This is a genomic window from Enterococcus casseliflavus NBRC 100478 (genome assembly GCF_001544095.1).
GTDB classification, from domain to species: Bacteria; Bacillota; Bacilli; order Lactobacillales; family Enterococcaceae; genus Enterococcus_D; species Enterococcus_D casseliflavus.
Map to the genome: position 1 here is coordinate 123,443 of NZ_BCPT01000011.1, position 16,538 is coordinate 139,980.

Below are 16,538 nucleotides of genomic sequence, written 5' to 3' on the forward strand. Positions count from 1 at the left end.
AAGAAAGCATTCTTACTGATCCTGCGACGTGCCGTTAAATGCATTTATTTTACGACTTCGATCAAATTGTCCTGCGCTGTTACTTCTTTTGACTGTGTCGTTTGGATGTCACTGTAGTCGTTAGAGTTCGTGACGATGACTGGTGTCAGTAAGGAATAGCCTTCCGCACGAATCGCCTCTGTATCAAAAGAAATCAATTTTTGACCAGCTTTGACTTTGTCTCCTTGGTTGATGTAGGCAGTAAAGTGATTGCCTTCAAGTTCTACCGTATTCATACCGATGTGGATCAATAGTTCTGTTCCATCTTCTGTCACTAAACCGATGGCATGTTTTGTTGGAAACAAGATCTTGACTTCTGCATCTGCTGGCGCAGTGATTTCACCGATCGCTGGTTCAACTGCGATCCCTTTTCCCATAGCACCTGAAGAAAAGACTTTGTCTTCCACATCTGCTAAAGCAACCACTTGACCGGTTACTGGGCTTTTGACTGTTTCGTCTTTGACGCTGGCAGAAACAGTTTTTGCTTCTGGTGCTGGCGCTGCTGGTGTTGCTTGACCGTCGACTGGTGAATCAACAGTTGTATACAATGTTGGTACTTTCAACAACATCATGATGATAAATGACGCTACGATTGCAATCACTGTACCGATCGCCAAGTGGATCACACTATGGAAGCTGCCTGTTGCTGGATCAATATATGCAGGATACAAGAAGATCCCCATACCACCCATTGCATAACCAGTGACGTTAAAGATTGACAAGTAGATACCGACGAAACCTGAAACTAAACAAGAAACGATAAATGGTGTTTTCATTGGCAACGTGTACCCATAGATCGCAGGTTCAGTCACACCGAAGATCGATGAGATCAATGCTGGCATTGCACCTTGTTTGACTTTTGGTTCTTTCGTTTTCAACCAAATCGCTGCTAACACACCCGTTTGCGTGAAACATGGTAGCACTGCTGCGGTCAAAATAATCGAAGAGCCATTTTGCGCCATATCCATGATCGCCAATGGCACAAGACCCCAGTGAAGACCAAACATAACTAATACTTGCCATAATGCCCCTAAAGCAAAGCCGTAAATGATTGGGCTGAAATCATACACTGCTTGGAAAGCAACACCGATCCAGCTAGAGGCTGTATTTGCGACTGGACCTACCACAAAGAAGGTCAACGGCACGGTGATCAAAATCGTAACAAACGGAACCACAAACATTTTGACTACGTCAGGTGTGACTTTGCGCATAAACTGCTCAATTTTTGAAGCGACAAAAATCGCTAAAATAATTGGCAATACGCTGTTGAAGTAGCCGCCTGCTGGCAAGGTCAAGGTTAGACCGAAGACTTTGCTCGCTTCAGCCACACTTTCTGCTAAGCCAGGATAGACCATCGCACCTGCGATCGCTAATGCTGTATAGGTGTTCATCTTGAATTTCTTCGCTGCAGTGACGGCTAAGATCATTGGTAAGTATTGGAACAAACCATCGCCTAAAGTATTCATTACTACATAGATACCATTGGTCGCTTCCATCCCAGTTGCTGCCAGCAACGCCGTGATCCCTTTTAAGATACCAGCTGCCGCTAATGGGCCTAAGAACGGTTGGAACAGGCTTGAGATAACATCGATAAAGCGGTCAAACAAGCTGCCTTTTTGCCCGTCGCCTTCATCGATATCAAGACTGCCGCCATCGGCTAATCCGCCGACTTTCAACACTTCATCATAAACATCTGGCACATGATTGCCGATAACGACTTGGTATTGTCCGCCTGCTTTGACGACGGTCACGACACCGTCACGTTTTTGCAAATAATCAGTGTCCGCTTTGCTTTCGTCTTTTAAGTGGAACCGTAAGCGAGTCACACAGTGTTTTACAGATGAGACATTTTCTTTGCCACCAACGTGGGCCAAAATGTCTTGCGCTAATTCAGTATATTTTGCCATTTTGATTGCTCCTTTTTTATTGGTCATTTAATAAAAATAAAAAGACCAGCCATTTCTACAATAAACAAGCATGAGAGATCCCCTAAAAAAAGAGTGACGGGTTTCCTCATCTAGTATTGTAAGAAAGTGCAGGTCTTGCCAGCCGAACTGTAACGAATCCATTTCCATTCTTAGGTTAATTTTGAGTGAGCGGCTAAGTTACCGATATGCAGAATCAAATACATCAATTCCATATCGTTGACATGCCAGCCCTTTTGTTCAAATAAGTATTCTTTGATCGAATCTGCGGTTTCTTTTTCTTTTGGATAGCTGCTGAAGGCCAAGGCAATCATTGGATTTGCCAATACTGGCTCTTCTTTTTCTTGACTTTGTCGAATTAAATAATAGCGAATGTGGGTCACGAACCGTTGGAAGTAAGAAGAATTCTCATCAAACTCGATGTTCATGCTGTACTTAACGATCCGTAAAATATTGTTCGTCAACTCGGTGTGCTCATAAGCACTTTGATTGGCGCTTTTTTCAATTTGCGCATTGACGAAATGCAAAGTGATAAACGCAGCTTCTTCTTGTGAAAAATCGGGATACAGCTCTTTGCGGATCAACTCGACCGCTTGGACACTGACCGCATATTCCTTGGCATAGATTTTCTTGATTTCCCAATGCATGGGATTGGTCAAAACAATTTCTTGCTTTTGACGACTGATGGCAAACAAGATATGATCCATCAGTGTGAAATAAACATTTGGATTGAAATCGGTTCCAACACTATCCCGAAAAAGACGCACGATTTCATAAATGACGGCCATTTGTTTTTCGTCAGCCTTCGTCATGACTTTCGACATATGTTCCACTGTCAAATCATCTTCTGGATAGTATTTTTTTTCGATTCGCTCAGCTGGAATCGGGTCACCCGGTTTCGTTTGAAAGCCGATCCCTTTTCCCATTAGGATCACTTCAACTTCATCTTCTTTTGAAAGTACAACATTGTTGTTGATCCTCTTGATAATCTTCACGAACGATCCTCCTTGATCAGCATAGCCCATAAAAAACGTTACATCCTTTGACGTCTATGCAGAAGGTCTTGTATTTTTTTCTTTCTCTGACGTGCCGTTAAGTAACAAGGTGATTGACTGCTCCAGACAGTGCTGCAGGCTATCGTCAAACCTGGCTGGCAGTTCATTGCGTTTTACTTCTCCCCTCCTTTGCTGATCAATGACTGGACCTTACCTTGGAACCGGTTCTTTTTTTAGCTATTAGAAATAATGGAGCAAAAAAAGAAGACCAAAGCAAAAAAGTGTACAACCCAGGAAACTTTGGGTAATCAACGCACTTTTTTCCTCTGGTCTTGCCTGCCGAACAGTAACGAATCCAGTAATGAGAACACTCTCATGTTCCGTTGAGATAATAGTACTCATTCTAAGAAAAAATGTCAACACTTTTTTTGCAAACGTTTTTCTTTTTTCGTTTTCGGCTTCGTTCCACTCTTATTTGCTCGTAGTTTTCTTACTGATAGTGAGGGGTTTTTCTGTATAAATCCTCTGTAACAGCTTGGGCATTTTTTATCCAACAGCACACAACACAAAAAACCGTAATCTTCGTACATTACGGTCATAGCTAGAAGGATGATGCTTTACAAAAAACGATCAATCACAAAGAATTGGGGAAGGTCTGGTGCATGACAGACATTCAATGTGACTGACCGCTTTTAGCGATTCATGCGCTTCATGACTTCCACAAACGAAAAGGTGTCTTTGAGAGGGGGAAGCAATCAAATAACCTTTCGATTCTTCAAGATGTTGCTCGATCCTGCGATAAAAACCGCAGAGAGCGAGGAATATGCTGTTCCTATCATAAAGGAAACAGTCACAAGACTTATCATTGAAAGGTCAACGATAAGGTTTCGCAGAAAAGGCAGTACTAGTTTTTAAATGGGTTGATTTCCCAAGGGCCGAATGGTTCAAATTCCATGAAAAACTACCTCCTTTATTATTTGCTATACCTTATTATATTTGATAACATGTTATTAAAATCACATTGTTCAGAAATGCGTCACAATTAAGGAGGTCCCCCATGAAACAGCAAGGCTCTTTAATCAAAAAACTGCGCACAGATCGCAAAATCTCGCAAGCCAAGCTTGCCGAAGGTATTTCCTCACGCACCACCCTTTCTTCATTCGAAAATCGTAAAACAAACCTCTCATCACAAACCCTATTTGACTACTTAGACAAAATGAATATCACGGTTCATGAGTTCAGTCTGTTGATCGACAGCGAAGTCACGGATCAGAAACGTCAGCTGGTGCAAGATTTCTATACCCGTTACTATGAGCGAACACTGACTCTCGACTACTTGACTAGCCTGGAAAAACGCTACTTTGAGACACAAAATTTTTTCTATTATTCTTTGTATGTCCAAGGATTGCTGCTGCTCAACCGTGAATCATTTCTGATGAATCAAGGAGCTTACACCCAAGAAGTCGAACTGGTAAAGCAATACTTGTTTGATATCGAAACCTGGGGGCGCTTTGAGTTAAATTTATTCTCAAATTTGTTATTTATTTTTGACCAAGAAACGATCAGTTATTACTTAGATCATGGGATCAAAAAAATTCTTCACTACGCCAATGATCCATTTTATGCAAATCTGTTAAGTGTCGTGATCTTAAACGGCTGTGCCTTTGCCAGCGAAAATAAAGATGCCTATCTACTTAATAAGTTTCTGCTCTTGTCTGAACCGCTACCCAATAATCCTCTCTATTTTTATTTAAAAATCCATCAAGTGCTGTATCAGGAAATATACTCGTATTTGCAATCCGCTCAGTTGAACAAAGAGATTCTAAAAAACACCTTAGTCGTTATTGAACAAGCCGGTTACCAGAACCATAAAAACGATCTCCAACAGTTGCTTGCTGCTGTTACCAATCGTGCGATTTAGCCGCTTATTAAATGGACATTTATGTAATGTTAACTAACAAAAAAAGCTGATCTTCCAACGGAGCTCAGCTTTTTCGTCAATGTCACTCCAACCCGCCCACGAAACAGCCGCTCAAAATGAAGGGTTCAACATTCGACTTGCTTCTTCCGTCTACATGGACCAAGAAAAAACCAGTTAGGTTTTAATCCTAACTGGTTTTGCTTGGCAAAAGCAACGAACACGCTGCTGCCGATTCATTTGTGTAATTTACTAACCGATTAACGAGATTCTGAAGTCACACCGATGGTTGCCCATGGGTTATGATCAACATCATATGCCCAGGTAAAGTTTGCGACACGATCAGAGATTGGTAAGATTTGATTTCGATACAACGTTGGGATCGCAAAAGCTTCTTCAATCGCATATTCTTGCCATGCATCAAAAGCAGCTTTCCGTGTTGCTTCATCAAAGGAATCGATTGAATCGATCGCAGCTAACAATTCAGTATTTTCCTCTGCCTCGAAACGAGTGTAGTTAAATGCTGAATTTGGTCCCCATAAGCTGGTTGGTGATGGATCTGAACCCGTAGACCAAGCAGCTTGGAAGACATCGATATCTGGATCATCGTTTTTCAACTTGTCATAGAAGGCTTGGAAATCGATCAAACGACCTGTTGAATATTGAACATCTAATCCGATTTCTTGCCATTGTTGAACATAGTAATCCGCCAATGGTTGGGCAACTTCCCCACCAGACATTGACGCAAAGTTGATGGTCAATTTGTTGCCATCTGGATCTTCCCGGAAGCCATCGCCATCAACATCGATGAAGCCAGCGTCATCTAGAAGTTGGTTTGCTTTGTCCATATCTAAATGGTATCCTTTTGCTTCGCTGTTGTGCAACGTACCATAAACAGGTGGGATCAATGTTGAAGCGTTTGAACGCAAGCCGTGGTAGAAACGCTCACCGATCGCATCATTGTCGATGGCGTAGCCCATTGCTTGACGCAATGCTTTGTTCGCCATTTTAGCATTTGGGTCAAAATCAACACTGTTTGTTTCATCATTCCATGAACCTAAACTAAAGCCAAGATACGTGTAAGATTGTTCTGGACGACCTAACATTTGGTAGCCATCCATGTTTTGATACGTATCAAAGGTATCTGTTGGCATTTTTAATACTAAATCGTATTGCTTCGCATTTAATGCTTCATTGATTGAAGCAGACGGGACGTTACGCATCACGATTTTTTCTAAGGTCGGTGTATCGCCATAGTAATATTCATTCGGTACATATTCCACCGTTTCACCTGGTACGATATTACTCATTTTGTATGGGCCAAAACCGATTGGATTGGTTCGAACGGGATCACTTGAAGGCATATCTGCTACTTCAATGCCTTCAAAGGCATGTTTCGCTAGTGCAGAATGCCAGATCGCTCCACCGGATTGCTGCATACCTGGATGCATTTCTTTAAACTCGATTTCAACGACTTTGTCGCTGACTGCTGTGATCCCTGAGATCGTATCGGCATCGCCGCTGTGGTATTCTTCCATACCAACGATATTCGTAAAATCATTGTTGTAACGAACGCCATCATAGTCTTGATGTCCGATGACTTCATAAGAGAAGATTACGTCTTCAGCCGTTACATCGACCCCATCAGACCACTTCAAATCCTCACGCAAAGTGATCGTTGCTTTGTTGTTATCGACATCTAATTCTAAATCAGCTGGTCCACCATTTACAACTCGAAAATCTTCATCTTGTAGGAACAAATATTCATGGCTTGGTAACATGAAGTCACGGTCATAAGCATCCCGATAAAACTCCCATTGAAACAACCCTTGGAATTGCGTATCTGTTACTACCGCAACATCCAAGACGCCCCCATCGATCACTTCATCGTTATTTTCAACTGCTAGCTTCAAATCATTGATATCAAATCCAGCTGCCTCAGTTGATGATTCTTGTGTATCTGTCGAACCTGTTCCACCTTCGTTACTTTGTCCGCAAGCCCCTAAAACAAGCGCTGCCAATAAAGTAATCATGCCAAACTTCGTTTTCTTCATACTCTTCCTCCTTATTTAAATCCCTTCCTCGTGATTCAGTGATCACTCGATCTTCGAATAAAAAAACCAAGCAAACAGTTTTTTTTATCTTAAAATGGCTTTTTTATTAGAAAATCTGAACGAGATTAACTAAATTATAACAATTTTCGTAAAATTCTTTCTGTCAATAATTTCACCGATTGATGAAATTATTGAAAAAAGGGCGATTCTCCTTGATACATCGCCGTTATTTTTATTCGCATTTTCTTAAATTTTTCTTTTTCTCCCTTTTTTGGTTCTCATTTCTCTCGTCGTCCTGCTACTTAAAACTGTCAAAAAATACTTTTTTGTCGCTAAAAGGTGTGATACTATGAAAAAAAGGAGCGTTCAATGAAACTATGGCAGATAAACGAGTTTTCTTACAAACAAAATCGAAACCCTTTGCACCTATCTCACAGCTCTTAACCCAGCGCTTGCTTTTGGCGTATAGCATCGTCTTGATCCTCATTGGCTTGGTTGCTTCCCCTCCTCAAGCTTTGTGGCAAGGCTCGCTGGCAATCTTAAATGCCCCCAGCAATTTGATTTCTGATTATTTTGCGATCGGCAATCTTGGAAGCGCCTTTTTAAACAGTGGCTTATTGACATTGATCAGTATCCTCCTTGCGAAAAAGCAAGGAACGATTATTAGTGGACCAATGATCGCTGCTTTTTTTACCATATCTGGCTTTTCTTTTTTTGGAAAAAACATCTTTAACTCGATTCCCATTCCACTTGGTGTCTATTTATACTCTTACATACAGCAACGCCCCGCTACACAATATTCACTGGTTGCCTTATTTGGCAGTGCCGCCTCGCCGGTCATCAGTTACTTAGCATTCGGTTTAGGGTTGCCTTTACCCGTCGGGATCGCTTTTGGTTATGGCATCGGTCTATTGATCGGTTTGGCGCTTCCTCCTCTAGCAGCTCAATTTTTACAATTCCACCAAGGTTTTTCTTTGTATAATATCGGGTTTGCTGCTGGCATCATCACTATGTTTTTCACGAGTTTTTTACGCCTGTTCGACTTAGAAGTCTATTCAAACAAACAGTTGACGACGGAGTATCACTATTATCTGACTGGGTTCTTGCTCATTCTTTGTCTTGCCATGTTTCTTATCGGTTATCTTCTAAATCAGCGATCCCTCAAAGGCTTGCCTGAGCTTTTTCAAACGTCAGGGAAATTAATGACGGACTATGTCACGATTTTTTCTCTTGGGGTCACGATGATGAACATGGCGATGATGGGGATGTTGATGCTGTTCTTTGTCTTCTTCTTACAAGGCGAACTATCTGGTCCCCTTTTAGGCGCAATATTGACCGTAATTGGCTTCAGTGCATTCGGAAATCACTGGAGAAATAGTTTGCCTGTCATGATTGGGGTGGTTTTAGCAACCAAGGTCGGTTTGACCTCTGACGTATCGACCTTCAGCTTATTGCTGACAGCGATCTTCGGCACCAGTTTAGCCCCCATCAGTGGGTACTATGGTCCGATTGCTGGCGTAATCGCTGGGGTAGTCCATGCAGCCTTGGTCACAAATATCACCTATTTACATGGAGGATTGAACTTATACAATAATGGCTTTTCCAGTGGATTTGTCGCGGCAGCAATGGTACCATTGTTAGATGAATACCAGCAAATCAGAAGGCGGAGAAGAAAATGATTGAAAAAGAACGGGCACGGCGAATCGTCGATGAAGTGGTCACCTACTTTTTGTCCCATGACTGTCAAAAGATAATAAGTGAGATGGCCTTTGAAGCAGAGGGGTTTAAAGCAGTTGTGCAAGGTCAATTTCCAGAGCAGCCCTCTGATTTAGAACATTTTATCGACATGCTCAACACACCAAGAGATAGCACGTTAGAAAATTATTATGTGGAGCTGTTAGGCGGTCATCAAACGATCCATGAAGAAAAAGATTACTATCTATTAGGATTAATGATCGACGAAGCATCCATCATGTACGAGGATGAGCAATTGATCGTTGAATTGTATCGCAAAAAATACAACTGAAAAGCCCTACGCAAAAAACGTTTCTAAGCGGTGACCTTCACCCTTTAGAAACGTTTTTTGTTCGTTTGTCGTGACAAAAATGAAAGTTTATTGATAGATTTTTCACACTACTTTTCAGAAAACCAGCGTTATACTTTCATCATAATAAAAAACGAGGTGACCGATAGATGAAAAAACTTCTGATTGGACTTGCAGCGCTCCTTCTCATAGGGTTCGGCGCATTGCAGGTCGCACAAACCGTCATCATGGGCGGCGACAGCTACTATGTCCAAATCACCACAGATGGTGAAAAGACGACTTCTAAGGATGACAATGGGAATGTCTATACTCAATACCATTACGAATTGCCAGGGTATGATGAGAACGGCAAAAGCAAAACCCTTGATTTCAATGGTTTCCAAGAACGACCATTGCGCAAAGAAGCCTATTTGAAGCTTACTTGGAACGAAAAAAAAGGGGTAACTGGCTATGAAGAGGTCAAAGAAAAAGACATCCCAGACAAAGCATTAACCCAATTAAAAGGAGCGTAACGCAACGATGGAAAAAATTATTCAAGCAAATGAACTGACCAAAGTATACGGAAAAGCCAACGAAAAACAAACCGAAGCCTTAAAAGGCATCAGCTTTGATATTGAAAAAGGCGAATTCATTGGGATCATGGGGGCTTCTGGTTCAGGGAAATCCACCCTACTAAACATTCTTTCAACTTTGGATCATCCGACAAAAGGTGCCATTCGCATCAACAATAGCGATATCACCAAACTAAAAGGCGATGCCTTGGCAGATTTTCGCAGCCGTGAAATCGGCTTTATTTTCCAAGACTTCAATCTATTAGAAAACTTAACGGCTTCAGAAAACATCGCTGTGCCTTTGTCTTTACAAGGAGTCAAACCAAAGATCATCCAACAACGGATCAAACGAGTCGCAGAACGCTTGTCCATCACACATATTCTCGACAAATATCCAGCAGCGATCTCTGGTGGACAAAAGCAACGGGTGGCAGCCGCTCGAGCCTTGATCACGGAACCAACGATCCTTTTTGCGGATGAACCGACAGGTGCCTTGGATTCAAAAAGTGCGAAAGACTTATTGAATATGATGGACGACTTGAATACCAATGACCAAGTGTCGATTTTATTGGTCACTCATGATCCCCTTTCTGCCAGCTATTGCCAACGTATTTTATTTATCAAGGACGGAAAGATCCATCAAGAAGTCAAACGTGAGGATCAAAGCCGCGAAGCATTTTACCGCCAGATCCTTGTCATTCTAGGAAACTTGGAACAATAAGGAGGAAGAACACATGCTTTGGAAACTATCACTTACCGGGATTAAAGCTCGGTTGAAGGATTATATCGTCCTCTTTTCTGGTTTAGTCATGGCTTCAGCCATCTTTTATATGTTCGAATCAATGGCGAGCAATGAAGCCTTTTTAAAAAGCAACTCGATCATCAGTATGGTGGTCTTCGTCTTTCGTTTTGGCTCGGTCCTCTTAGGGATCATTACCTTTGCCTACATCTTATATGCCAATTCTTTCTTGATGGCGATGCGCCAAAAGGATTATGCCATGTTTATGATGTTAGGAGCCAAAGGACGAAAGATCGCCCAAATGATTTTTATCGAAACCTTTATGGTAGGTATCGTTGCCACCGCCGTCGGCTCTATCTTAGGGATCGGCTTAGCAAGTGGTGTCAATACTTTGCTAGTCAATCAATTAAACTTGCAGATCACCCATTATGCAGCATTTAGTCCAGAGGCATTGATCGTAACCGTCGTCTTCTTCTCGGTTCTCTTCTTGATTGCTGCCATCTTCAATGCACGAGCAATTGCCAAAAAATCGATTTTAGCATTATTACGAGAAACAAGCACGCCGGCACAAGTCAAACAACGACCATTCTTGCTCTTCTTGCAAACCATTTTAGGTCTTTGTTCCTTAGCCATCGGCTATTATATGATGAGCGATTTGATGACCTTCCAATTGATAGGGATCGGCATCGCCCTTGTCACGATCGTTCTTGGCACATATCTTGTCTTTCGTTCGGTGATCATCGCTCTTTTATCCCTATTAAAGAAGAACGATACGATCGCGTTGAAAAAGTTAAACAATTTCACCTTGTCGCAATTAAGCTTTCGGATTCGTGAGTATACCCAGATGCTTTCGATGGTGGCGATGCTTTTTGCTCTAGCATTAGGTGCCTTGACGGTTGGTCTTGGCTTTAAAAACGAGATCCCTATCCTAGCAAAAACTGTTGCCCCTTATGACTTGTATTTGAACAATGCCCAAAACGCCTCTGACGAAAAAGTCAATGCGTTAAACCCGACCCTTGATGTGACCTACAGCATGAAAGAAACGGATGACACCATTTATTACGTGAAGGAACAATTCAACGAAAACAACTTGCTCAGCTCCAGTATGGATCAGTTGAGTGTCGATGTCACTTACAACAAGCTGACTGGCGATCAATTAGCTTCTGATATGACCACCCAAGACCAATTGCGTAGCTACCTCTTACCAGAACAACGAGGTAAGGAGATCCAAGTCGTCGATCAAACCGCTTTTGGTGCGGTCAATGCACCGGAAACCAGCTTGCGAATGGTACAAGTCAAAGACTTCCAAGCAAGCTACGATGCGTTGCGTGATTTGGCGCAAGCAAATCAAGACGCAAATTCTTCAGAAACCGCCGATATGAATTTCTCACAACGGGTCTTCGCCTACGACAGCTATAATGGGATTTTCTCTGGTTTTGAATTTATGGGCTTCTTCCTGGGTATCGCCTTCTTGACGATGTTAGCTAGCTGCCTGATGTTCAAAATTCTTTCAGGGGCAAACAGCGACATTCAACGTTACACGATGTTGAAAAAAATCGGTACCCGCACGCGTTTACTGAAAAGCTCGATCCGCAAAGAGATCGGCGTGCTCTTCCTAGTTCCTGGTATCTTAGGAATGATCCATGTCTTGTTCGGTCTAAAAATGTTCACCACCTTGATGATCGATCCGTACCATGACCTATGGCTACCTTTTGGCATCTTTATCGCCCTCTACGCCATTTATTACGTGGTGACTATTGGGTTATACACCAACATTGTTTTAAATCCAAAGAAAAAATAACAATCACTCTCTGAATTGCTCAACGCAAAGAGACCATCAAGCCATAAAGGGCACGATGGTCTCTTTCATTTTTTCGTTTTTTCTCGCACAAAGGAAAGTAATCTTAGGGTTTGACCCCTAGATGCATCGCCGCCGCACCTCCTGCATAGCTTTTGACTTGCAACACATCAAAGCCAGCTGCCTGAAATTCTCGTTTCAATGCCTCCTTGTCAGGAAAATCCCGTGCAGACTCCTGCAGCCAGGAGTATTCTTGATAGCTTTTGGCGAACAGTTTGCCAAATAACGGCATGACATGGTGAAAATAAAAAGTAAACAGTTGCCGCCAGCCGATTAGTGTGGGCTGTGATGTTTCGAGACAAACGATTTTCCCGCCTGGGCGCAGCACCCGATGGATCTCCGCCAAGACTTGTTGGCGATCCGCGACATTTCTCAACCCGAACCCGATCGTCACATAATCAAAGTGCTCGTCTGGAAAGCTTAATGCCATCGCATTGCCAGTGTGCCACTGAATCTGCGTTTGGTGCTTTTTCTGGGCCTTTTCTTTGGCAACCGTTAACATCTCTTCGCTAAAATCGACGCCAGTCACTTGCCCCGTCGGACCGACCGCTTCATTCAACGCAAACGCCCAATCCCCGGTACCGCAGCATAAATCTAATATCTCAGCACCCATTGGTACTGCCATTCGTTTCATGGTGTCCTTGCGCCACCGTTTGTGCAGCTGAAAGGAGATAATACCGTTCATTCGATCATAACGGGAAGCGATCGATTCAAATACATCATGTACTTTTGTTTCTTTGGCTGTTGTTGCCATTGCGGCACGTCCTTTCTTTGTTCCCTTCGTTTTAGACGCTAAATACTCACCCCTTAGGTGTCAGTTGCTAAAAGCTGCTGATGATTTTAGTCTAGCACGAAAAAACGAGGGGAACAAAGACCATGCTTGCCATCGTTTTTAGATGATTTGCATTGTTAATAACTTAAAGTATTATCTTTTTGTGCATATACAGGGTTGCCATCCGATAATCATAATGGATCATCGAAAAGGCTAATAGTTCGCCATTTCTCAGATAGCTGTCGTCTCGTACGATCAGTGCGGGCATGCCTTCTTCTAGATGAAAAAACGCTGCTTGTTCCTGTGATAGCGGTTTGCTTTGGATAAACTTGTCGATGAAGGCGACTGTCAGTTGTTTTTCTTCTGCCAAAGCTTGAAACATTGAACCCTCCATCATTGTTTCGGAAATCTCCCCTACGATTTCAGGTATATAATATGAGCGTTCAATCAAATAGGGTTTGTCATCTAGCGTGCGAAACCGTTGGACTTCGATAAAGTGTTGATCTTTCGCAAATTGTTTTTGACTTGGAAGAAACAGCGCCTCTGATACTTTGACCAGTCGCTTTGAAGCTTTGACCGTTCGAATGTTTTTCTCGCCCCGGGTCAAGTCTTCATTGAAGCCAAGATCACCTTGTTCAATGGTCGGTTTTTGGTTATTTTGAAAGCGAATATACGAGCCGCGGCCTTGCATCTGGTAGATCCAGCCCATCTTGCTCAATTTATTGAGGGCTTGACGTAACGTATAACGAGAAACGGGATAAATCGCCAAAAGCTCTCGTTCACTAGGCATCTTCCCCTGCTCATTTCCAATGTCACCCGCTTCGATCTTTCTGATCAATTCTGCTGCTAAGTCTTCAATACTGAGTTTCGTCATTTGCCTACTCCTTTCCTTCGGATTCTCTACTACTATTATCATCTTTGGCGTAAAAAAAGCCAGCTATTTTTCATAGCCGGCTTATCAAAAAAACGGATTGATTATACCTTCGTTGCGTTTGCTTGTTCGTCCTTGTATAATTTGCCATCATACATTTTGATGAATGGGAACCAAATCAAGAAAGCAACGACTGCACAGATGATTGCTAAGACAAAGGCACGCCAGTCACCACCTGAACCAATAAAGCCAGATAATCCAATTGGGGTCGGCCACGCTACTTGAGCAATCGGTGGGTTAACAAAGCCTAAGTTGATGCCAAAATAAGCAACGGACATTGAAGCCATTGGTGCTAAGAAGAATGGGATCGCTGTGTACGGGTTGTATACCACTGGCATCCCGAACAAAATCGGTTCATTGATATTGAAGAAGGATGGCACGATCGCTGCTTTTCCTAAAGCACTTAACTGCGCTGATTTTGCAAAGAATGCGATGAAAATCACCATTCCTAACGTCGCTCCTGAACCACCGATCGTAACGAAACTGTTGTTAAATTCACCCGCAAAGGCAATGTTGGCACCATTTTGGTTTTCCACCATATTTGACAACACGATTGGCGTCAAGAATGAGGTCACGATCGTTGCCCCATGAATACCGACGATCCATAATGCATGCATGAAGAAGTAGATAACAAGCAGTCCGATCCAGGTACTGGTCAATTGCGTCACGAAACTAAACGGAATCGCAATCACTTTGAAAATATCTGTGCCCATTGCGACTAACGCACCATTGATAACGATCACAGCTAATGAAGTCAGTGCCGTTGGAATCAATGCCGTAAAAGAGGAAGATACTCCTGTTGGCACTGTGTCAGGCATTTTGATGACAATATTGCGTTTCACACAGAATGCATAGATTTTTACGGCAATGATCGCCATGATGATCGCTGTAAAGATCCCAGTTGTTCCTAAACGAGTAACGCCGCCAGCCATTTCCCAGCCATCGATGATTTTTTGGTCATCAGAAATCACATTGACTAGTGTTGCCATACCGCCTTCAAAAACTAATTGTGGCAAGCACATAAAGAACGCCATCATAGAAAGTAATGCTCCATTGACTGGGCTAAGAACGATTTTCTCTTCTTGCGCTTGGATTTTCGTGTACTCGTAACCAAACACGACACAGAAGTAAAGGGCTAAAATCCCCATTGTTGCGGTATTACCTAACATGTAAAGATTTTGGATTTTATCGAATGACGCACTCCAAATACCTTCTAATGCAGGGAAGCTTTGTGGCAAAACACTGACGATCAAGAACATCGATCCTACGATAGTGAAAGGAATCGACGCCATCCCGGCTGCCATGACCCCACGAACGATCCGTAATTGTGAGATTTTCCCCATTGGACCCATTAAGTAGCGGTCCAAGAAGGCAAACATTTTGTTATTTTCTGAATCCATTGACTGTTCCTCCTTGAGTTTCAAATGTAGTCAAATACGTGAAATATTTGTCGCGGTCATGCTCGATCAACCACGCTTTACGCTGAATGAACAAACACGCCATCATGCCGACAGAAAACAAGGCAAGTAAGATCACTCTACCCGATTGATTCATAAAAGGAATCAACGTTGCTTGCTGCCCGATCAAAATAAATAGAATTGCAATGAGATTGACGCCGAATTGGAGCCAATAACCGATTTTTGTCACCAGTAAACGATTCGATTGCTGCCAATATTTTTGAGTTTGTTCAATAAGTATAAGTCCATCAACGATCAATAAGGCAATGGGAATCAAACCAGCCCATGTCCATTGAGACAGACTCAATAGGGTCCAATAAAGATTGACAAAGAAAAAGATCGCAGTCATATAACGAAAAAGTAAAAAACGATTAAACCGCATACTTTTGTTTGCATATTCTTTCTTGGCTGCTTGGGTTACCGGTTTCCTTTTGGTCACAAGTCTTCCTCCTTTCTTTTTGCTTTCGCTCGACAACTTGTTCGAACAAGTTATATTCTAGCAGAATTCTTGTTGAATGCAACCGATTTCTTTTTGAAAATGTTCTCTGAAAATAATCTGCTTTTTCATTCGTTATTTCTGAAAAGTTAAGCGAATCTCAAGGAACCTTGCAGGATAATGAGGGAATGTGCCTGATGTTTAGCTTTTGTTGGAGTAGAGAAAAAGTTATTTTTAGCATTCGTTTTTGCAAACAGTGTTTGTTCCTGAAGGCATTATCCCAAAACAAGGCAACAGGTTTGTAAAGTTGCTAACTTTACAGTACACTCTAAGTAACAAAATGTTTGATTTCGAACACGCGTTATTTTTAGTGATCGACATTCCCTGTACTCGTTCCTTAAAACGAAAGGAGATCCTCCCAATGGATGTATTAGAAACTTACTTAACCAGCATTGAAGATCCAGTAAAGCAAGAAAAACTGCGTGCCTTATTTGCCGCTATTACCAAGAAATTTCCTGACCTCGTTCCAGTCATCAAGTGGAATCAGCCGATGTTCACCGCCCATGAGACCTTTATTATCGGTTTCAGCGTTTTAAAACCGCATTTTTCTGTCTCCCCTGAAACCAAGTGTCTTGAACAGTTTGCCGATGCCATCGAAAAAGCTGGCTACAGCCATACGGATAACATTTTTCGCATCAAGTGGACTGAGCCGATCGATCAAGGATTGATTGAGGACATGATCGCCTTCAACCTGAAAGACAAAGCGGAGATGACCCGTTTTTGGCGCTGAGCCAATTTAGACTACGTAAAAGAAGAGCA

General features: G+C 42.3%; 14 protein-coding genes. 7 read left to right on the forward strand and 7 right to left on the reverse strand.

From position 1 onward, the window contains the following. Nucleotides 1–44 precede the first annotated feature (44 nt). Together ECA1_RS11010 and ECA1_RS11015 are read right to left on the reverse strand one after the other, a co-directional pair. Nucleotides 45–1,946 carry a beta-glucoside-specific PTS transporter subunit IIABC gene (locus ECA1_RS11010; protein ID WP_034868462.1) on the reverse strand — a complete coding sequence of 634 codons (1,902 nt, stop codon included), beginning with the start codon at nucleotides 1,944–1,946 and terminating at the stop codon, nucleotides 45–47. A 170-nt stretch (nucleotides 1,947–2,116) separates the two neighbouring features. Next, a complete protein-coding gene (locus tag ECA1_RS11015; protein WP_005225677.1) occupies nucleotides 2,117–2,959 on the reverse strand; it encodes a PRD domain-containing protein in 843 nt (280 codons plus the stop codon). Nucleotides 2,960–4,016: 1,057 nt separating this feature from the next. Between ECA1_RS11015 and ECA1_RS11020 the strand changes: the two genes are divergently transcribed. Next, on the forward strand, nucleotides 4,017–4,880 hold the full coding sequence (locus tag ECA1_RS11020; protein WP_060792495.1) for a helix-turn-helix domain-containing protein: 864 nt from the start codon (nucleotides 4,017–4,019) through the stop codon (nucleotides 4,878–4,880). Between the two features lie 257 nt (nucleotides 4,881–5,137). On the opposite strand, the gene ECA1_RS11025 is transcribed toward ECA1_RS11020, so the two are convergent. Further along, a complete protein-coding gene (locus ECA1_RS11025; RefSeq protein ID WP_060792496.1) occupies nucleotides 5,138–6,931 on the reverse strand; it encodes an oligopeptide ABC transporter substrate-binding protein in 1,794 nt (597 codons plus the stop codon). 377 nt (nucleotides 6,932–7,308) lie between these two features. Here ECA1_RS11025 and ECA1_RS11030 point away from each other — a divergent pair, with 377 nt between their 5' ends. The 5 genes from ECA1_RS11030 (at nucleotide 7,309) to ECA1_RS11050 (ending at nucleotide 12,066) form a co-directional block, all read left to right on the forward strand. After that, complete coding sequence (locus ECA1_RS11030; protein ID WP_015509442.1) at nucleotides 7,309–8,610, forward strand: DUF1576 domain-containing protein; 1,302 nt, start codon at nucleotides 7,309–7,311, stop codon at nucleotides 8,608–8,610. Beyond that, nucleotides 8,607–8,957, forward strand: a complete 351-nt coding sequence (locus ECA1_RS11035; RefSeq protein WP_010747917.1) for a hypothetical protein — start codon at nucleotides 8,607–8,609, stop codon at nucleotides 8,955–8,957. The genes ECA1_RS11030 and ECA1_RS11035 overlap by 4 nt, the downstream gene beginning before the upstream one ends. Nucleotides 8,958–9,124: 167 nt before the next feature. Next, nucleotides 9,125–9,487 carry a YxeA family protein gene (locus ECA1_RS11040; protein WP_060792497.1) on the forward strand — a complete coding sequence of 121 codons (363 nt, stop codon included), beginning with the start codon at nucleotides 9,125–9,127 and terminating at the stop codon, nucleotides 9,485–9,487. Between the two features lie 7 nt (nucleotides 9,488–9,494). After that, the gene (locus ECA1_RS11045; RefSeq protein ID WP_005225671.1) at nucleotides 9,495–10,247 is read left to right on the forward strand and encodes an ABC transporter ATP-binding protein; all 753 of its coding nucleotides are present in this window, start codon (nucleotides 9,495–9,497) and stop codon (nucleotides 10,245–10,247) included. A 13-nt stretch (nucleotides 10,248–10,260) separates the two neighbouring features. Beyond that, entirely contained in the window at nucleotides 10,261–12,066 is a 1,806-nt protein-coding gene (locus ECA1_RS11050; protein ID WP_060792498.1) for an ABC transporter permease, read from the forward strand. Between the two features lie 103 nt (nucleotides 12,067–12,169). Here ECA1_RS11050 and ECA1_RS11055 read toward each other — a convergent pair whose 3' ends face one another. The 4 genes from ECA1_RS11055 to ECA1_RS11070 form a co-directional block, all read right to left on the reverse strand. Next, on the reverse strand, nucleotides 12,170–12,877 hold the full coding sequence (locus ECA1_RS11055; RefSeq protein WP_060792499.1) for a demethylmenaquinone methyltransferase: 708 nt from the start codon (nucleotides 12,875–12,877) through the stop codon (nucleotides 12,170–12,172). Nucleotides 12,878–13,040: 163 nt separating this feature from the next. Further along, a complete protein-coding gene (locus ECA1_RS11060; protein WP_060792500.1) occupies nucleotides 13,041–13,769 on the reverse strand; it encodes a GntR family transcriptional regulator in 729 nt (242 codons plus the stop codon). Between the two features lie 101 nt (nucleotides 13,770–13,870). Then, the gene (gene celB / locus ECA1_RS11065; protein WP_060792501.1) at nucleotides 13,871–15,226 is read right to left on the reverse strand and encodes a PTS cellobiose transporter subunit IIC; all 1,356 of its coding nucleotides are present in this window, start codon (nucleotides 15,224–15,226) and stop codon (nucleotides 13,871–13,873) included. Beyond that, entirely contained in the window at nucleotides 15,210–15,722 is a 513-nt protein-coding gene (locus ECA1_RS11070; protein WP_060792502.1) for a hypothetical protein, read from the reverse strand. The genes celB and ECA1_RS11070 overlap by 17 nt, the downstream gene beginning before the upstream one ends. A 418-nt stretch (nucleotides 15,723–16,140) precedes the next feature. On the opposite strand from ECA1_RS11070, the gene ECA1_RS11075 reads away from it, so the two are divergent. Further along, nucleotides 16,141–16,509: an iron chaperone gene (locus ECA1_RS11075; RefSeq protein WP_060792503.1), complete on the forward strand. Its 369-nt coding sequence runs from the start codon at nucleotides 16,141–16,143 to the stop codon at nucleotides 16,507–16,509. Nucleotides 16,510–16,538 lie beyond the last annotated feature (29 nt).